The organism is Acinetobacter lactucae, assembly GCF_001605885.1.
Lineage (GTDB): Bacteria > Pseudomonadota > Gammaproteobacteria > Pseudomonadales > Moraxellaceae > Acinetobacter > Acinetobacter lactucae.
In genome coordinates this window covers 87,969-106,708 of the sequence record NZ_LRPE01000013.1, presented here as the reverse complement: position 1 = coordinate 106,708, position 18,740 = coordinate 87,969, and the positions used below count along the sequence as shown (strand labels likewise).

The 18,740-nt window shown below is 41.0% G+C and carries 15 protein-coding genes and 1 pseudogene; 11 read left to right on the top strand and 5 right to left on the bottom strand.

Going from position 1 to position 18,740, the window contains the following annotated elements:
- Window positions 1-32 precede the first annotated feature (32 nt).
- The 9 genes from AWW73_RS07670 to AWW73_RS07630 all read left to right on the top strand — a co-directional run bounded on the left by AWW73_RS07670 (window position 33) and on the right by AWW73_RS07630 (window position 10,499).
- On the top strand, window positions 33-923 hold the full coding sequence (locus AWW73_RS07670; RefSeq protein ID WP_062849296.1) for a LysR family transcriptional regulator: 891 nt from the start codon (window positions 33-35) through the stop codon (window positions 921-923).
- A gap of 136 nt (window positions 924-1,059) precedes the next feature.
- Entirely contained in the window at window positions 1,060-1,581 is a 522-nt protein-coding gene (locus tag AWW73_RS07665; protein ID WP_081409543.1) for a sigma-70 family RNA polymerase sigma factor, read from the top strand.
- A complete protein-coding gene (locus tag AWW73_RS07660; RefSeq protein WP_062849294.1) occupies window positions 1,582-2,598 on the top strand; it encodes a FecR family protein in 1,017 nt (338 codons plus the stop codon).
- 139 nt (window positions 2,599-2,737) lie between these two features.
- Entirely contained in the window at window positions 2,738-5,911 is a 3,174-nt protein-coding gene (gene hphR / locus AWW73_RS07655; protein ID WP_062849293.1) for a hemophilin receptor HphR, read from the top strand.
- Window positions 5,912-6,102: 191 nt separating this feature from the next.
- On the top strand, window positions 6,103-6,894 hold the full coding sequence (locus AWW73_RS07650) for a Slam-dependent surface lipoprotein (protein ID WP_031947601.1): 792 nt from the start codon (window positions 6,103-6,105) through the stop codon (window positions 6,892-6,894).
- 79 nt (window positions 6,895-6,973) lie between these two features.
- Window positions 6,974-8,464, top strand: a complete 1,491-nt coding sequence (gene hsmA, locus AWW73_RS07645) for a hemophilin secretion modulator (protein ID WP_062849292.1) — start codon at window positions 6,974-6,976, stop codon at window positions 8,462-8,464.
- A gap of 10 nt (window positions 8,465-8,474) precedes the next feature.
- The gene (locus AWW73_RS07640) at window positions 8,475-9,398 is read left to right on the top strand and encodes an energy transducer TonB (protein WP_062849291.1); all 924 of its coding nucleotides are present in this window, start codon (window positions 8,475-8,477) and stop codon (window positions 9,396-9,398) included.
- 32 nt (window positions 9,399-9,430) lie between these two features.
- On the top strand, window positions 9,431-10,030 hold the full coding sequence (locus AWW73_RS07635; RefSeq protein ID WP_081409533.1) for a biliverdin-producing heme oxygenase: 600 nt from the start codon (window positions 9,431-9,433) through the stop codon (window positions 10,028-10,030).
- A 28-nt stretch (window positions 10,031-10,058) separates the two neighbouring features.
- Window positions 10,059-10,499, top strand: a complete 441-nt coding sequence (locus tag AWW73_RS07630) for a YbaN family protein (RefSeq protein ID WP_062849289.1) — start codon at window positions 10,059-10,061, stop codon at window positions 10,497-10,499.
- Between the two features lie 2 nt (window positions 10,500-10,501).
- On the opposite strand, the gene AWW73_RS07625 is transcribed toward AWW73_RS07630, so the two are convergent.
- Window positions 10,502-10,777, bottom strand: a complete 276-nt coding sequence (locus tag AWW73_RS07625) for a hypothetical protein (RefSeq protein WP_062849288.1) — start codon at window positions 10,775-10,777, stop codon at window positions 10,502-10,504.
- A 323-nt stretch (window positions 10,778-11,100) separates the two neighbouring features.
- Between AWW73_RS07625 and AWW73_RS07620 the strand changes: the two genes are divergently transcribed.
- Entirely contained in the window at window positions 11,101-11,808 is a 708-nt protein-coding gene (locus tag AWW73_RS07620; RefSeq protein WP_062849287.1) for a YoaK family protein, read from the top strand.
- A 148-nt stretch (window positions 11,809-11,956) separates the two neighbouring features.
- Window positions 11,957-13,869: pseudogene (locus AWW73_RS07615) on the top strand (esterase/lipase family protein).
- 55 nt (window positions 13,870-13,924) lie between these two features.
- Here the strand turns inward: AWW73_RS07615 and AWW73_RS07610 are convergent.
- The 4 genes from AWW73_RS07610 to mqo form a co-directional block, all read right to left on the bottom strand.
- A complete protein-coding gene (locus AWW73_RS07610; protein ID WP_062849286.1) occupies window positions 13,925-15,259 on the bottom strand; it encodes a basic amino acid/polyamine antiporter in 1,335 nt (444 codons plus the stop codon).
- A 5-nt stretch (window positions 15,260-15,264) separates the two neighbouring features.
- Window positions 15,265-16,143 (bottom strand): homocysteine S-methyltransferase family protein, encoded by an 879-nt coding sequence (locus tag AWW73_RS07605; protein ID WP_062849285.1) that lies wholly within the window; start codon window positions 16,141-16,143, stop codon window positions 15,265-15,267.
- A gap of 215 nt (window positions 16,144-16,358) precedes the next feature.
- A complete protein-coding gene (locus tag AWW73_RS07600; protein WP_062849284.1) occupies window positions 16,359-16,829 on the bottom strand; it encodes a hypothetical protein in 471 nt (156 codons plus the stop codon).
- Window positions 16,830-16,920: 91 nt separating this feature from the next.
- A complete protein-coding gene (gene mqo / locus AWW73_RS07595; RefSeq protein ID WP_062849283.1) occupies window positions 16,921-18,561 on the bottom strand; it encodes a malate dehydrogenase (quinone) in 1,641 nt (546 codons plus the stop codon).
- Between the last annotated feature and the right edge of the window lie 179 nt (window positions 18,562-18,740).

Sequence of the window (18,740 nt, the reverse complement as noted above, 5' to 3'; positions counted from 1 at the left end):
AATGCTGCCTAATTACGATTTAGGAAGAATCGATGAATTATGAATTATGGAAAATATTTTTAGACGCGGTGGAACTCGGTAGCTTAAGCAAAGTCGCCATGCTGCATAACACCAACCAACCGCAAATCAGTCGGCAAATGAACGAGCTCGAAGCCCAATGCGGAGGCCGTTTGTTTAATCGGACAGGACGCGGTGTCGAGCTGACCGATTTAGGCCAGCATTTACTTCCTAAAATTCGTTCATGGCTGAACGTGACCGACCAACTGAATAATGAAATTTTGCATTCGACCGATACACCGATTGGTACGGTTCGTATTGCCAGTTTGCCGTCTACTGCACATCCGTTGTTATCGACTCTGTATAAAGCGCTTCAAGAAAAATATCCCTTAATTAAACTCTCGGTGCGTGAAGGGCAAGGGGTGCATTTAGAAAAATGGCTTGAAGATGGCAGCGTCGATTTAGCCATACTCTATCGGTTTAACCCAACGCCTAAACAGGGCGATATCTATCTTACCGAAGCCGATACCTATTTGATCGGTTGTGAAGGCGATGCGCTCACTCAGGCCAGTGAAGTCGACTTTAAAGCAGTAAGTGAGTTACCACTGGTCACGTTTTGCAGGCCAAGTAACTGGCGCAATTTTTTAGACCACATGGCTTATGAAAATGGGTTGGAGCTGAATATTGTGTTTGAAGCTGACTCGATTAGTTTACAAACCCATTTGGTTGCCGAATCTCGGATGTATACCATGCTGGGGCCGCAAGCGTTAAAAAAAGCCAGCCAATATACGTCTATACAAGCTGCAAAAATTATTAATCCCGCACTCAAACGCTATATTTCTTTGTCTATTTCTAAGCATGGCTATTTAACACCTGCGTGTAAGGCGGTGATGGAAGAAATTAGAAATCTTGCCGATTTGCTTTAAGAGAAGTGCAGCAAAGCGAGCGGTCAATTAATTCAATTTGTTAAACAGTGATTTAAGTTTTACTTGAATTATTGCTTGACTTGTTTAAATGATAATTATTATCATTTGTAAGTTCCTTGTTTTGAGTCCAATTGCTGTGAACAAAACTTCTTTGCTTGTAGATCAGTTATATAGAAGTCACCAAAGCTGGCTTCACCAATGGTTGAGACAAAAATTAGGTAATACTGAACAGGCCGCAGATCTGGTTCAGGACACATTTATTAAACTGCTACAAACCCGAGACGAGCTATTCGGCATTAAGGAACCGCGTGCCTATTTAACGTCGATTGCTAAAAACCTGCTGATTGACCAAGTGCGCCGTAAACGCATTGAACAGGCCTATTTAGATGGCTTGAGTCAAATGGAATATATGCTTGATGCGGTGGCTTCACCTGAAGACCAAATGCAAATTATTCAAGCCATTAACCAGCTTTGCAAAGCACTTGAAGGTGTATCTGAAAAAGCACAGCAAGCCTTTATTTTGCATTACCTCGAAGGCTATACCCATAAAGAAATTGCCGAACGTTTAAATGTATCGACCAAAATGATTCAAAAATATTTGGCGAGCTGCTTAATTCAGTGCTACCAAAACCGACAAGACATGGACGCCTGCATTTAAATGGCCATGGATAAAAGCAAACATCACCAACTGGTTGAAGAAGCCGCGCTTTGGATTGTTCAACTGAGTTCGGATGATGAACGTTCACGAAAAACCGCCAAACAAAAATTTGAAGAGTGGAAAAAAACCAGTGAGCAACACCGCCAAGTGGCTGCTGATATTGAACAGTGTATTGGTTCAATTCAAAAACTTTCACAAACCAGCGGACATAAAAAAGTCACTAAAGTTGCCCTTAAAGCTGGCTTAAGCTCAGGCAAAGCCTATAAACATTTACGGGCAGGAACAGCTTTTGCTGTCGTGTTTGTTGCCATGAGTGGGGCGTTATTTTATTTAACCGATACCACAGTGGCCTATGTGACGGCTGATATTCAAGGGCAATCAGGGCAGTGGACCACGCAAACCTTGCCAGACGGTTCGCGTTTAATTTTACGTGGTAAAAGCGCAGTTAATCTTGATTTTAAAACCAACCAGCGAGTGGTTGAGCTGGTGCAGGGGCAAATTTATGTCGATGTTGCCAAAGACAAGACTAGACCGTTTTTGGTCAAAACCAGTCATGGACAAATTCAGGCACTCGGCACAGCTTTTAGTGTCAATTATGACCCTTCGGCAACCGAACTTAAGATGTTGCATTCGAAGGTAAAAGTAGAAGCGACGCAGGTTCAAACGACCCAATTGCATGCGACTCGTCAGGCCATTGTTGAAGCAGGGCAAGCCATTAAACTGGACAAAAATGGCGTACAAAAACTGCCTGCACTGAATGTTTATAATGAACAACAAAAATGGCAAAAGCATCAGCTTATGGTAGAAAACTTGCCATTGAATCAAGTACTACAAGAGCTAGACCACAACTACAAAGGCAAAATTATTTTTAATGATGCGGCGCTGCAACATGTACGGGTTAATGCTGTGTTGCCTTTAGACCAAACCACAGAATCACTTAAGCTTTTGGCTACGGTTTTTCCAGACCTGAAAATTAAGCAAATCACGCCATTTATGGTCATGGTTTCTTTAAAATAATAAAAAATTAAATTTATTTTCGATTTTAGGTTCCACTTTTTTGAAAGTCGTTCGTCATAGTAAGTAGAAGCAATAAATATGGATCATTTTAATTGGTTGTATTGAATGATTCTTATTACAATTTACTGGGGCGGGGCAAATGAAAAAAGTGGGAACGGGGCAAAAGCGGAATCGATCGATTTTTCGATTCTCAACACTGGCGTTTGCCATACATGCTGTGTCGATGGGTGGGCTTGTTGCTCTGCCTATGCAGCAGGTATATGCAGAAACAGCTGGAGTCAAAAGCTATAACATTCCTGCTGGTCGCCTTGCGAATGTACTGAATCAGTTTGCCGAACAATCGGGTACTTCAATTGCAATGGATGCCCAGCAACTCCAAGGGCTACACAGTCTAGGCTTAAAAGGTAGCTTTGCCGTCGAGCAAGGTTTTGAGCAGCTTTTAAAAGCAACCGAATTTAATGCTGTAAGAGTTGGGCAGGGCTACACACTCAGCAAAAAATCTACACCACGGGTCACTTCATCTAAGGTTCAGGCCGCTAGCCTGCCGCCAAGTAGTGCCGTAATTGAAGAAGATGCATCAGTACGACTCACGCCAATTGTGGTGTATGGCAAAGAAGACCGTGACACAGAAGGCTATAACAAAGTTTATGACGCAAACCGCTCTTCGGTCTATGTGGGCAAAGACTATGTTGAGCGATTTAAAGGAACCAACCCAGCCGATGTTTTACAAGGCATGGTGGGAGTCTATAGCGGCGATGCTCGTAATAGTGGCGCACTCGACCCAAGTGTACGTGGTGTGCAGGGTGTTGGCCGTGTGCCTTTAACTATTGATGGCACTGAACAGTCGATTGCGGTGTGGCGTGGCTATAACGGGGTAAACAACCGAAACTATATCGACCCCAATCTTATTGCGGGCATTGAAGTCATTAAAGGCCCATCTTTAGAGCGCAATACCACAACTTCTGTTGGCGGCGGTGTAGTCGTTAAAACGCTAGAGGCCGATGACATTGTTCGTCCGGGTAAGTCTTTTGGTGCCGAGTTAAAAGTAGAAGGCTCAACCAACTCAATCGATCCATCTTTGCCAGACATGAGTAAAGTAGGTCAAAACTATGATAACACCACGCCTTGGATCGACATGGGCGGGTCAAAGTATGACCCGGATATTTATAAAAAGAACCGGACCAGAAGTGATAACTCTCATTTTTCGGGCGATGACTTGGCGGGCCGATTGGCGATTGCCACCAAGCAAGATAAATTCGATTTACTTGCAGTTTATGCAGTACGTGAGCGTGGCAACTATTTTTCGGGGACACATGGCGCGGGCTACTATAAACGAGCGACGCCAGACAGTAGCCTCGATTTTATTCCTTACTTTGCCTATGCCTATCAACCGGGCGATGAAGTTCCAAACACTTCAAGTCATATGGAGTCATGGTTATTAAAAGGGACCTATCGTCCAACCGATCACCAGACCCTTAAACTAACCTACCGAGATACTAAAAATATTTTTGGTGAAATTATGCCGTCTCGAATTGTTTGGGGCATTACACCTGACTTAGGTGTTCCGCAGTGGCCTTTAAGCAATATTCACTCTAAAGCTTATAGCCTCGAATATAAGTTTAAGCCTGAGAATAATCGCTGGATTGATTTCTATGCCAACATTTGGCAAACCGACACCGAAAGCCAGACATACACACGTGGTGGGTGGCCAACCACGATCGATTTTAGAGATAACACCATTATTAACACGGCGATAAGCCATTCTGACAATACGCGTAAAGGCATTACGGTCAGTAATAAAACCCATTTGTTAGACCAGCTTGATTTGACGCTCGGTGGAAGTTTCTTAAAAGAAAAACTAAGGTCTGACGATGTGTATGGCGAATATGGCCCAAGTTATTCGCTCTATCAGGCGCTGCCACGCGCAGGGCGCCGTGAGGAAAAAACGTTCGACTTTAACTTTAATTATAGACCGTTGTCTTGGTTAAGTTTTGATGCGGGCATGCGTTATCGTTCATATTGGGCCGTTGATGACTTTTTAAATAAGTCTTTGCAGAGCGAGATTGACCCGAATTTAAATCCGCTTTTTACCAAAAAAAGTAGACTCAAAGAATATACCTTTGAATATCAGACCATGCCTGAGAGTTACACCTCGACTCAGCAGCGTTTAATCAATGTTTTAAAACAGCGCTATGCCACAAAAAATCCTGATTGGGATGGGCAGCTCGACACTGTGCCTGCATCAGAGAGCACGTTGTATAACATGATCTGGTCACAGAAAAATACGCTGAGCTGGAAAGCAGATGCGAATGGACAATTGTCGCTTGCCGATAATCCTTTAAACCAGCTCAATGCCTCTGGCCAAAAGTACGTCGTAACTGGCGGGAACTTTATGTCGGTGGTAGACCAAGTTCCAGTTGAGTCTGCCGACAAAGTTAAAGATAGCGGCTGGGCACCGCAGTTAGGTGCCTCAATTCACCTCACGCCAAACAGCAGAATATACGCACGCTATGCAGAGGAATATCGCTTACCAAGTTTGTTTGAAAGCACTGTTGGTTTTTCTGCCATGTTGCCATATCAAGCAATCAAACCTGAACACGCTTTTAACTACGAAGTGGGTTATGTCTATGACATGCGCGATTGGTTCAGCACGGCACGTAATGCCGACATTAAGCTCGCCTATTACTACAACAAAACCAAAAATGTGATTGAGCGTGACCAAAACCTTATTTTTACCAACATGGATGAGCAAAAGCTGTCAGGTTTAGAGTTACAAAGCCGTTTTGATAATGGTGGTTTCTTCACAGACTTGAGCGTGGCCTATAATTTAAAAAATGAAGTGTGTGACAACAATAGTGCCATTAACAAAATGATTTTAGGTGGCACGGTTCAAACCGAGCAGGGCCTTGAGTTCCGTGAACCTTATCAGCGTTGTGTCGATGATGGTTTTCCAAATGGCTACTTGGTGACCATGGCCACTCCTGAACTGAGTTTCCACGGTTTGCTTGGCGCACGCTTTTTTGATGAAAAGTTAGAGCTCGGCGCGCGCGCAACATTCTATAAAGCTTATGAAAGCCCGCTACGCAAAAACAATGATGCTAGCGTCAATAAAGGTTATTACCTCAATGTGCCTTTGGCTTGGGATGACACATGGATTTTTGATGCCTATGCGCGTTATCACGTCGATAACTACAACACAGTTGAGTTTGTCGGCAGTAATCTTTCTAACCAGTTTTATATCGATCCTTTAACCCGTAGTGCCATGGCCGCACCTGGCCGAACCATGAAAATCAGTTGGACCACCAAATTTTAAACAGAATTTGATTCCCTCTACACATACATAAAAGGGGAGTCAGGTAACGGTAAATAATAATATTGAATGATTATTATTTACAAAAAACTGAGTAGGTTTGCAGCTGGGCCTACTCAATAAACTAAAAAATAGCGAAATCGTTATTTTAAATTAAACAATAACTTAGTTTTAAAAAGATGGAGTAACAACAAATGAAAATCTCTCAATTGTTCTTGGGTCTCGTTGCTTGTTCAACTGCATTTGCTTATGCAGGGATTGATGGTATTTCGAGTAATGAAAGTAACATCAAAATCGGTGCTGCTGCCAATGCAAGCCATCCGGGTGGTGTAGCAGCGGTGTCGGTTCAAGCTGCGGGTGCGCCATATAACGCTTTTACAGGTTTTAGTTCGTTAAAAGGTTTGGCTCAGGCTTTTGCCGCTCAGGGAACAAGTAACACCAATGTAACGGTTGGCAGCAAAACCTTTAATATTTCGCATATTCCAGTGTCTGCAATGCCACCTTCACACAGTGCATTAGGTAATTTTAACTTTGGTCAGGTGGGCACACAGGAAGTCTATTTTGGTGAATGGTGGAAAGCGGGCGACACGCCGGCAAGCGCGAGCCATACCGTTTACTACGCGGGTGATAATACTAATACCACTGTTCCAACCGCGGGTACGGCAACCTATACCGTTACAGGAATTAACGGCTCTGCAAGTAATCTGTTAAGTGGTACGTTCACGGCAAATTATGGCGCGGGCACACTTGAAGGAACGCTTACAGGAACAGGTACAGCTGTTTCATCATTAAGCCTAGATGGTGTGGCATTTAACCCGGGTACTGCTGCGTTTGCAGGTTTGGCAACGGCTAACGGTACGGCTGGTGTCGACAACTCTGGTGTGGTGCAAGGTCAATTCTTCGGTGCAAATGCTTCGGCTTTAGCGGGTATTGCCCAGTTTGATAATGTGTCTTACAACACTGCTTTTGGCGGTGCTAAAAATTAATCAATGCAAAAGGAATCTACGCACGTAGGTTCCTTTTGTTTTTTGGGCTTTTGCTTGGTTGCTTCAGGTTTATTGTTTTATGAAACGAACGCTTTTGTGCTGTTTGACATTGTTGAGTTGTCCATTTTTATATGCCGACGAAGATACACAGCTTCGTCTTAATCAAAGCTTGGACCAAACGCTTTTACAAGAACAGCGACAGTTTCACGAGCAGGGAACCATTCGTAGTACCGAGCAATTACCTAAACTTCAAATTAATGGACAAGAATATAGTGTTGAGCAAAACCCGAATGATCTTGCCAAGGCTCTATATTTGGCAGTCATGCAAAAACAGTGGCTCAAAGCCACGGTTTATTTAGAACATTATAAGAAATATGTTGGCTACGATCGGGCTTTAACCGACTTTGCCGAAGGGGCAGTTGCACGTTCTCAGGGTCAACTGAAATTGGCTGAACAAAAATTTCAAAGCAGCTTAAAACAACAACCACATAACTTAATTTGTGAACTTGAGTTAGCGCGCGTGCTGTTTGAACAACAGAAGAATAAGGAAGCAGCACGCCTTTTTATTTCCATTCAAGACCAACTGAAACAAAGTGACCCTGCTGTAATCCCATCTGGGGTTTTAACCACAGTGAATACCTTTGTACAGGCATTAAAAAAACGAGACTCTTGGCAAGGCTCGGTTTCAGCGGGTTATACCTATGTCAGTAATTTAAATAGTGCCTCTAAACAGACTAAAACTTGGATGTCTTATCAGACAGATAATAAAGGTAATATTATTGGGGGGCGGAAAATTACTAGTGAAAAGCAAAAAGCTGAGTCAGCATCGGGTTTAGATTACGAAGCCAGTCTTATCAAACGCTATACGATTAAGGGGCATCATGGCGTGGCTTTACGTGCGCTGGCGTTTGGACAGTCCTATAATGACCACGCAGCATTTAATGAATCTACCATTAACATTAATGCAGGCTACAGCTACTTTGACTTAAAAAATCAAATGGGGGTGAGTCCGCTTTTTGAACATAAACGTTATGGCAATGATGGTCTTTACAGTGCGTGGGGCGCGCGTGCCGAGTGGATGCATTTTATCTCGTCAGATAAAGCCTTTAAGCTTGAAGTTGAAAGAAAAGATTTTAATTATCAGAAATATAAAAGCTTTGATGGTATAGAAAATTCAGCTTTTGCCACTTTCTGGAAGATTTTTCCAGACCAGTGGACTGTTTTTGGTGGTCTAGATGTAGTTGACCATTCTGCAAAAGAAAAATATGTAGCTGCCTACGAACAGCAAGGCGTACGATTAGGCTTAAGCAAATCTTGGAGCACAGGATTTAACACCACTTTATTGAGTTCTTACCGTTGGCGCCAGTTTGATAAATACGCTGTAAGTTACTTAGCTCGTCGTCATGATTTTGAACAGAACTATACCTTTGTTGTGCAAATGCCGCGCTTTGAGTTTTATGGCATGACGCCTAATTTAACCTATCGTTATAACCAAAATAAAAGCAATGTCGATTGGCTGTATTCCTACGATAAACACAACATTAGTCTCAAGCTTGAGCATCGTTTCTAGGGAATAAGCCATGAAATCAAAATCATTATTCCCTACCCATAAGCCGATGGTGATGTTGCCTTTACCACAAGGGCCAAAGCATTTTTATAAGTGCTTAACCGTAGTCGTGGTGATTGGACTACATGTGTTTGTTGTCTGGATACTGAGCCATTTAATTGAACCCTATACTTTTGCGACATCACCAAAAGTAGATGCCTTAAAAGTAAGTTTTGTGTCGCTGGCACCTGCTAAAAAGCCATCAAATGACCAGACTGAAAGTAGGCCTATCGAAAAAAGTTTAACGCCTAAATTTACATTAAACCGTTCGGTATCTTCTATACCTGAAGAATCAAAAAACTCGTCTAAAAATGTTCAAACATTAGTGTCAAAAACTGCCTCTAAAGAGGTGGTGCAAAATAACTTAAATGACAAACAGAAAGCGCAACCAAAAACGAGTTTAAACAATTTAGCTTCGTCTCAAGCAGCGCAGCCTACAGAAAGGCGAACGGTTCATACAGATAAACAACTGGGTTCGACCGATATTGAACAAACGAAAACTGAGCATTTGCCACAAAACACCAATAGCGAAACTAATAATGGCGGCATCAAAAAACTCGCAATGCAGCAAGAATATTCCAAAGCACCGAGCACGCAAGTTGAACATGATGATGCTGTTCAGGTGAGTAGTGTGGATGTGCTGAGTTTTGGTGGGCTTGACTATGATGACCGCGAGTTAAAACAACAAAATCGTTTGGTTGAGCTTCGGATTCGCATTAATGAAAAGGGACAGCCGATTGACATTCAATTACGTCAAAGTTCAGGCATTCAAAGCCTTGATGAACGGGTCATGCAAGCTACCCGTAAATCCAGATTTAAACCCCACAAAATTAACGGTCGAGCCGTGACCATTGTTGTGGATTTTCCAGTCCAACTCAAACTCAATCGGGACCGCTAACCGATGAGTAATATCCATTTTGCAGGAGAAAGATGATGAACTCATCTACAGAACAAATCATTAGCAACAGCTTGTCTTTACGTTTGAAACAAGAAACTGCTGCTGAACACGAACGTATGCATCAATTAATGTCTGAGGCAAAGGTGTTTTCAAGTAAAGAAAAATACGCACAATTTACGTTGTCTCAATATTACTTTCAGCGCGAAATTGAACATCTTTTTGAAAAAGAGGGGGTAGCAGGACTGATTCCAGACCTCGACATTCGTGGCCGCTCAAAACAAGCACTCGCCGATTTGAATGATTTAGGTATTCAACCCAACGAGCAGCAATTACAGAGTGAAAATGTACAGCTACCCGAAGCTTTAGGCTGGATTTATGTGTCTGAAGGTTCAACCTTAGGCGCTGCATTTTTATTTAAAGAAGCTCAAAAGCATTTGGGGTTTTCTGAAACGTTTGCTGCGCGTAATTTAGCTGCCTATCCCGAAGGGCGCGCTAAAGTCTGGAAACGTTTTGTACAAGCACTTGATGAAACAGGCTTTAACCAAACCCAGCAAGACCGAGTTGTTCAAGGAGCCTTAGATGCCTTTGGATATTTTGGTCAAGCGCTTGATCAGCTTGATGAATTGAAATAATAAAAAGTGGATAAAGGGAATACCCGATATGGATAAACTCAATCAAGTCAATGTAATGGTAAAACATGAGCAATCATTAACGCCCACTCAACCAGTCAGTAAACTTGCTCGTTCTATGTGGGCGCGCTGGGTATTTATTGGTTTGGCTTGGTTGTGTATCGCGCTTGGCATATTGGGTATTTTTATTCCGGGTTTACCTACTGTTGATTTTATAATTTTAGCTGTTTTCTTTGCGGCTCGAGGTTCTGAAAAACTTCATCAATGGTTTCGAAATCATCGTTATATCGGTCCACTCATTCGTGAATGGCAAGAACATCGGCGTATTCCCAAAAAGGCGAAATACATTTCGACCTTAAGTATGAGTCTGGCCGCGGGACTGATGATTTGGACCATTCCGCATCCGTGGTTTGTCTATCCGGCAATTTTATGTATGGCTGGGGTATTAGCGTGGATGTGGCTTAAAAAATAAAATTATGACTGGCATTTTTGCATGGTACGCATCATGGACTTTACAAAATCACGCGGTATTTCAGGACTTTGTAAACTCAAACTTCCAAGTCTATGCATGAGCTTAGGGGAGTATTGGCGTTCTAAACGATGATAAATGCATGTACAGCTTGCACGGCTATGACCAGCCGCAATACATTTTAAATAGAAATCACGATGAGGACTGTTTTTTTGACCCGCAAAGGCAACAGATACAAATAATAATCCCCCTAAAAAAACTGAAAAATTATAAAGTGACATATATCTACTCGTGATTGTTGTTATTGATTATCCATATCTTGGCATAACTTTTTTAGGTCCAAAACCAGTTGCTATCAACCAGCGGCTTCATCATAGTGAGAACAGTTTTAGAGGTCAAATTGATTTGAAGCCGATAACCTTTTATTGTTTTAAAAATAGTCAATTTTGATTGTTGCCATTTCAAAGACAGTGTTGCGACATAACAGACTCTATGTTTTTACATGTTTTTTTGCTTTTATAAACGCTTTAGTTTTGATTTGTTTTTAAATATTTAAAACATCTTTGTACTGAATTAATGACTTTAAAATAATAGGATGCAGTTTATGCCAGAGACTTCAATGCAACAAGAGAAACAAAGTACTTGGGCAATTTGTCGAGATCCTGTTTTGCTGACCATGGTCGGTGGGGCAATTGATACTATTGGCTTTATTGCGTTATTTGGCTTTTTCACTGCGCATGTGACGGGAAACTTAGTGTTGGCGGGGGCGGCGTGGGTTAAAGGCGGCGCTGGTTTATGGATAAAGCTCGCAGCCATTCCGCTATTTATTTTGACAGTGGTCATTACCAAACTGTTAATTGACCGTAGTCAGGTCAAGCACAAAACGCTATCTTATTTATTTTTATTTGAAGCCATTTTTCTATGTGCTTTCATGATTGCAGGACTTTATTTCGAGCCATTTAAAGATCCGGATGCACTAACAGTTGCGGTAACAGGAGGACTGGGCTTAATTGCTTTGGCTATTCGTAATACTTCTAGCAAAACCCTCATTAAAAATATTAGCCCCAGTACTATGATGACAGGCAACACTACCCAGCTCGGTATTGATATTGCCAACTTACTTAAAAACAATAACGCAGCCAATCGGGCTAGTTTTCTAAAAAGCGCCAGTATTGTGATTGGGTTTGTAATTGGTGCTTTCTTGGGCGCGGTACTTTATGTCTATTTTGATTTCTGGAGTGTAGCGCCGTTTATCTTACCCATTTTGTATTTTTCATATTTAGCTTCACAGCAAAAGTTCAACCAAGCTTGATTTGAAAAAATAATAAATTAGCCAGAATTAAAATGAGTTCAGGCTTTTTTCATCATAAAGAAAAACGAAAGCTGAGCCGAAATTGTTCGTTCACGGCTTTACAGGCATAATGACCAGATGGGGAATACATTCGATTAAGGAATGCAGAATGACAAAGTCTTACCATTATTCATTAATAACAATAATGGCTTTGCTCAGTGGCTGTCAGGTTATTTATTTGAAAGAAACTAATTTAAGCAGTGCTTTAAATAGTAAAAATGAAAGTATTTTGACCGCAAATACCTTAAGCCATCAAACTCAAAACTTACTGTATTTGGTTAAAGAAGACGAAAAATCTTGTCTGCAAAATTTTGATGATTGTTTAAATAAAATTCAAAGCTTGTCTGAAAATAGCAGTCGAGAAGAACGCTATGCTGCGCTGAGTGAAATTTATTTAGCCAAGGCTTTAGACGTTGGGCGTAGTAGCCAGTGTAATGTCATTAATAAAAGTAGCAGTTGCCTTGAGCAAGAGTTAGCGCTGTTTGATAAAAGCTTGCGCTATAGTTATGTCTATTTATTTGACTCTGAAGAGTCGCCGTTCGATCGGGTATTTGACCATCGCCAAAATCAGGTGCGTATTTTTTATAACGTTGCCTTGTCGAAGTTAATGACCACGTATTTTAATCATTTAAATACGCATCGTTTTCCACCGTTGCTTAAAGCAGAGGGGCATGAGTACCACGTCAATTTTGACCATGCATTAGATGTACAAAAGATTGAAGTCGATACTTTTCGCTCCAGCTATAACATGAACTTTTCTGGCTTTAATACCGTCAACCGTAAGGATGGTTTAGGAGCAGAGTTTATTGTTGGGCGTAAAGAAAATGATGTAAATCACGGCTTCATTTTAGACCCCGATGCTTTTTATGCTCAGCAGAATAATCCCAACATACATTTACCACGCTTCTTTCCGGTCACGGCGATTGCTTATCCAAAACAAAAAGCTACAGCCGATCAGGTCATTGCTGGGGAAGAGTTAGAAATTGCGATGTTTGATCCATATCGACAAGACCGCGTAAAGGTTGAAGGTGTGGACTATCCGCTCACTGCAAACTATTCGGCACCTTATGGGCTTTGGCTGTCGAAATATAATTTAGGTGCAGCAGGTTATTGGTCTTTAATTAATAAAGAAGCCAATTTGATCATGCCGCATTTATATATGCTGGAACCTTTTAACCCAAATAAGAAAATCATTGTGTTTATTCATGGTTTAGCGAGTAGTCCAGAGGCTTGGGTGAGCTTAACCAATGATATTATGGGCGATGCCGAATTAAGACAAAACTACCAAGTTTGGCAGGTATTTTATTCAACCAATATGCCGATTTTTGAAAGTCGTTTTCAGATTTATTCTTTGCTGAATCAAGCTTTTCAAAACGTTGCTAAAGGCAGCTACGCTGCACATGATGCCGTGCTGGTTGGACATAGTATGGGCGGTGTCATTAGCCGCCTCTTGGTAAGTGATGCCGATGTTTCAGAGCAAGCCATGCAAAAAATGAATGAAGCGCAGTTAAATCGGTTAAAAGAAAATCCAGTCATTCGTGAGCGCTTTCAGTTCAAGGCTTTGCCATATTTTAATCGGGTTGTTTTTGTATCGGCCCCTCATCATGGTACAGACTACGCTGACCGATGGTTTACCCAAATTGCACGCCGTGTTATTCGTTTGCCCGCTGATTTTTTATTGCAGTTGAAATGAGAGATGAGAAAAATACAAAACTCAGAAAAGGCTTAATTGAAAATGGGGCAAGTAATTTAAGTCGTTCCTCTAACTTCATGCAGTTGACTCAAGCCATTCAACCATCGCCACAAGTGGTCTATCACTCGATTATGGGCAATATTGATGGCACGACTGATAAGTTAAAAAGCAGTGATGGCATTGTGCCTTATCAAAGTTCGCATTTGGGTGGGGAGCAGTCGGAGTTGATCATTAAAGGTGGGCATTCGATTCAAACTAGCCCTGAGGCAATTTTAGAATTACGCCGTATTTTAAGATTGCACTTAAAGCAGTCGCAGGCTTCAAAATAGAAATTTTTGTTTTTAGAAAACCACTGCTGAAATGATTCAACAGTGGTTAAAATAATTAATTAAGCTGGTTTTGTTTGAGGGATTTTTTGTGCTCAAAATAACTGATTGAAAAGATAACCAAGCCCACCAAATACAACACGCCAGACAACATAAGTAAGACTAAACCTGCTGCATAGAGCAACCAAAGCGCATAGATTGAAGCGACACTTGCAATCGCAATATGCGGCATGCGTTTATGGCGAATGGATTCTTTAAGGTAAAAAGCTGACACCAGAAAATAAGGTAGCAAAATCATGACCGATGAAATCAATAAAAGCTGAGTGTAGTTTTTATTGAAAAAATACACGGCAATGAGTGAGCCTTGCACGACAAGCGTTGTCAGCCAAAGGGATGAAATAGGTACATTGTTCTGATTATTCTTTAAAAATAATTTAGGGAATGCACCATTTTTTGCTGCTAAATATGGAATTTCAGTTGCAAATAAAGTCCAACTTAAATAAGACGATGCAACGGAAATAATCAGCCCGATGGTAATAATGATGGTACCTGGCAAGCCGATCAGTTGCTGCAAAATGGTCGCCATTGATGGGTTGTGCATGCCTGCAAGCGCTTCACGGCTCACTACGCCATAAGCCAATACAGTGACCATGACATAAAAACTTAACGCTAGTAACACACCTAAAATGGTCGCTTTTCCAATATCATGACGTTTTTTTGCACGTGATGATAAAACTACAGCACCTTCAATACCAGTAAATACCCAAAGGGTAATGAGCATCAGGTCTTTTACTTGTTGCCAAAGTGGAACTTGCAAAGAAAAGTCATGTAGGTTGAGTTTGAACAAATCAAACTTAAATGCAATGAAGGTAAAGAAGATGAAAACCACCATTGGAATAATTTTGGCAATCGTTGCCAGTAAATTCACAATCGCAGCTTCTTTAATACCTCGGCTCACTAACCAGTGCACCAGCCATACAAAAATGCTTGAGCCAATGAGCGAGTAGAGCGTATTGCCTTCACCAAAAATAATATGGTCTTTGCTATCGGTAAACATGCCGACGCCTGAAAAGGCAATCACCACATAACCCACAATACCAATGGTGGTACACAACCAATAGCCCCAAGCCGAGCAAAACCCAATCAGGTCTCCAAAGCCTTCGCGCGCATAGTTATAAATACCGCCATCTAGATCTGGTCGTTGACGGGTTAAATGTAATAGCGTGAGAGCCAAGAAAATAATGCCGACCCCAGTAATGAGCCATGCAACAAGAAGGGCAGAGCCGTTAGCGACTTGAGCCATATTTTGGGGTAGGCTAAATACGCCTGACCCCACCATAGAACTAAAGACCAGCGCTGTAAGAGACAATAGTCCAATTTTGGCAGCAGACATGGTATTTATTCTTTAAAAAATTGAGAAAGTTCAGCAATGTGTTCTGGACCAATGCCACAGCAACCGCCGACTAGACTTGCACCTGCTTTCTGCCATTGCTTAGCAAATGCAAGATAAGCTGGAGCGTCTAAGTCTTTACGAATTTCATCCAGACCATCGTTGGCAGTAGCACTCTCATCTTGCGGTGGAAAAGCATTGGCATAAGCACCAATTTGTACAGACTCTGGAATAAGTCCTTTAATTTCATTAATCGCTTGCAAGATTACTTCGGGTTGGCAGCAGTTAAACAATACAGCTTTGGCATTTGATTGTTTGATGAAATCAGCCACTTGTTGCATGTTTTCGCCTGAGCGAAGTAGTGCTTGCTCATGTTTGATTTCGTCTTGCAGCGTGAAAGATACCCAATAGTCCTTACCATCTTGTGGTAATAAGGCATGCACTGTTTCTACTTCTTTTAAGCACGATTGAGTTTCAGCTAACCAAAAATCAACCTCTGGTGCCAATGTATTAATGATTGGCTCAGCAAGGTTTTTAGCCTGTTCAGGTTGGAACAAGTCTGCACGGTAAGAACCAAATAGCGGTGGTAAGCAGCCTGCAATTTTGACATTTTTGCCGCTTTCTTTAACTGCATTTTTTGCTTGTTCGATGGCAACTTTAATTAAACGCTCGCCGTCAGTTTCAAAGCGTTCTTGTCCAATATGAAATGGCACAACAGCATAGTTGTTAGTCGTAATCACTTCTGAACCAGCATTGATAAAATCGAGATGTACTTCTTTTACTGTTTCAGGTGCTTCAATCAGTGCAAGCGCAGACCACTCTGGTTGACGAAACGGAGCGCCACGGCGGGCTAATTCACGGCCTAAACCGCCATCTAAAATCTTCATAAATTACAACATAAAGGGAGAAAAATAATTCAGCTAATCTAACGTGTAGATGAATTGTGTTCAATCGCGAATATGCTCGATACATTTCTAAATAAATTAGATTGTTATGAATAATTTTTCTTAAGAGGATTTCTGTAGATGATGTTCAGTTTTACTGATGAACTTCATGTGAAAATGAAAATATCTTTAATTGAAAATCTAGAATAAAAACGATTTTATAGCGCGCCATATTGCTGCCAACTTTCACCTGTGTGCTGCGTTTTATAATAGTCATTAAGTTGCTCAAGCTGCGTAAAATGTATGCCTGACCAAATCAATAAACTAATGAATATTAAAAATTTAGATAAGCCACGAACTTTTTCTAGGCGAGCAAAAGTCAATAAAACAAAAAATAGGGCAGGTAAAAATATAAAGAATTGAACAGGCGAGAAAAATAAATGAGCAGTACTGAAATATAATGCCACTGCACTCATCAGCAGATTTAAAACAGAACATAGCTTTTGATATTTACCGAGCTTAGATGCATAAGCTGTTATGACAAATAACACGGCTGAGCTGACATAAATCGCTGTACCGCCAATCATCCACATATAAAACCCGCTTACCAAAAGATAAACCAGTAGCAAAACAAGCACCAGCTTAAAACCAAATGATAAGAGGCGAGATGATAAGTTTAAATGGGTCATAGCGAATCTAAATATCTCAAGTTGGAGCTTAAAAAACAAAAGGACGAATCGAAATTCATCCTTTTGATATTTTATTTATACACCGTCAAACTTAGTTTGCTTTTGCAACTGGGGCAGTAGCAGTTTCATCGTTTGCCGCTTTGAACGGAGATGTATAGTTCAAGCCAAGCGTAGAACTTGTGTACTGGCGAACTTTGTCGAGTAATACAGGGTCTTTGCTTAAGTCTTGTTTGTAAGACACTACAATTTCATGAAGCTTTTGATTCCACTTACCTTCAGTTTGCTCAGGGAAAGCTTTTTCAAGTAAGTTAAGCATAATGTATGGAGAAGTCGAAGCACCCGGAGACGCACCTAACAATGCAGTTACAGCACCATCTTTAGACGCAAAGATTTCTGTACCGAACTGAAGTGTTGCAGGTTTACCTGGTTCTTTTTTGATGATCTGAACACGTTGACCACCTTGGCTTAAACGCCAGTCTTCAGCTTTCGCATCTGGGTAGTATTTACGAAGTTCATTGAGACGGTCTTCATCTGACATCATGACTTGGCTGACCAAGTATTTAACAAGATCAAGGTTTTCTAAGCCAACAGTGGTCATTGGTAAAACGTTGCTTTTGTTTGTTGATGCAAGTAAATCAAGCTGAGAACCATTTTTCAGGAACTTGTTTGAATAGGTTGCAAATGGGCCAAACAATACATATTTTTTACCGTCAATATAACGCGTATCAATATGTGGTACAGACATTGGAGGCGCACCTAATTCAGCACGGCCATAAACTTTTGCTGTGTGTTCAGCAGTAATTTTTGGGTTGTCCGTAATTAAGAACTCACCGCCAACAGGGAAGCCAGCATATTGTTTAGCTTCTGGTAAACCAGTAAGTTGCAATAATTTAACTGCTGCACCGCCTGCACCGATAAATACAAAACGTGTTTTAACGTGATCTACTTTACCAGTTTTCAAATTTTTGAAAGACACAGTCCAAGTTTTGTCATCATTTTGGCTGATGCCAGTCACTTCAGTTGAAGTCTGTAATTTGAAATTAGGATTTTGATTTAAATGACTCACTAATTGTTTAGTGATTGAACCATAGTTAACGTCAGAGCCAACATCCATACGAGTTGCTGCAACTTTTTGACTAGGGTCACGATCATTCATCACTAAAGGGGCCCATTGTTTAATCACAGCTGGGTCTTCAGTAAATTTCATACCTTTAAACAACGGGCTTTGGATCATGGCTGCATAACGTTTTTCTAAGAATTGAACGTTATCGCCCCAAACGAAAGCAATGTGCGGAACCGGGTTAATGAATGATTTTGGTTCAGCTAAAACGCCTTGTTTTACCTGATGTGACCAGAACTGTTTAGCAACTTCAAATTGAGAAGCAACTTTTTCAGCTTTGGCAATTTCCATCTTACCGTTTTTCTCTTCGGTATAGTTCATTTCCATAAAGCCAGAGTGGCCTGTTCCGGCATTGTTAAAGCCGTTTGAACTTTCTTGAGCAACTTGGTCAAGACGTTCGTACATACGAATTTGCCAGTTTGGTTCAAGCTCAGTCAAATAAGTACCGAGAGTGGCACTCATGATGCCGCCGCCAACAAGAACAGCATCAACAACGGGTTCATCTTTTGCAGTTTCAACTTGTTTTGACGTTGTCGGTCTAAACAAGAACGCAATACCTGCAATTAGAATAAGAATGATTAATACCAGAAGGTATTTCAAAAACTTTTTCATATAAGGGGGACCTTAAAATAAGTTATTTGAGTCACTTAAGGTGTGAGGAAACCTAGACAGCGTATCCAGACAAAATGGATATAAATGCGAAAGTAAATTCTCAAAATTAGAGAACTTCAAAAAAATAAAAATGAATTGGGATTATCGCAAACACACTATATTTTAGACTAATTTTGCAT

Coding starts and splice junctions, on each gene's coding strand:
- AWW73_RS07630 (WP_062849289.1), top strand. CDS start 10,059: ATGGATAAACTCAATCAAGTCAATGTAATGGTAAAACATGAGCAATCA.
- AWW73_RS07600 (WP_062849284.1), bottom strand. CDS start 16,829: ATGACCCATTTAAACTTATCATCTCGCCTCTTATCATTTGGTTTTAAG.
- mqo (WP_062849283.1), bottom strand. CDS start 18,561: ATGAAAAAGTTTTTGAAATACCTTCTGGTATTAATCATTCTTATTCTA.
- AWW73_RS07610 (WP_062849286.1), bottom strand. CDS start 15,259: ATGTCTGCTGCCAAAATTGGACTATTGTCTCTTACAGCGCTGGTCTTT.
- AWW73_RS07650 (WP_031947601.1), top strand. CDS start 6,103: ATGAAAATCTCTCAATTGTTCTTGGGTCTCGTTGCTTGTTCAACTGCA.
- AWW73_RS07670 (WP_062849296.1), top strand. CDS start 33: ATGAATTATGAATTATGGAAAATATTTTTAGACGCGGTGGAACTCGGT.
- hsmA (WP_062849292.1), top strand. CDS start 6,974: ATGAAACGAACGCTTTTGTGCTGTTTGACATTGTTGAGTTGTCCATTT.
- AWW73_RS07620 (WP_062849287.1), top strand. CDS start 11,101: ATGCCAGAGACTTCAATGCAACAAGAGAAACAAAGTACTTGGGCAATT.
- AWW73_RS07605 (WP_062849285.1), bottom strand. CDS start 16,143: ATGAAGATTTTAGATGGCGGTTTAGGCCGTGAATTAGCCCGCCGTGGC.
- AWW73_RS07635 (WP_081409533.1), top strand. CDS start 9,431: ATGATGAACTCATCTACAGAACAAATCATTAGCAACAGCTTGTCTTTA.
- AWW73_RS07640 (WP_062849291.1), top strand. CDS start 8,475: ATGAAATCAAAATCATTATTCCCTACCCATAAGCCGATGGTGATGTTG.
- hphR (WP_062849293.1), top strand. CDS start 2,738: ATGAAAAAAGTGGGAACGGGGCAAAAGCGGAATCGATCGATTTTTCGA.
- AWW73_RS07625 (WP_062849288.1), bottom strand. CDS start 10,777: ATGTCACTTTATAATTTTTCAGTTTTTTTAGGGGGATTATTATTTGTA.
- AWW73_RS07660 (WP_062849294.1), top strand. CDS start 1,582: ATGGCCATGGATAAAAGCAAACATCACCAACTGGTTGAAGAAGCCGCG.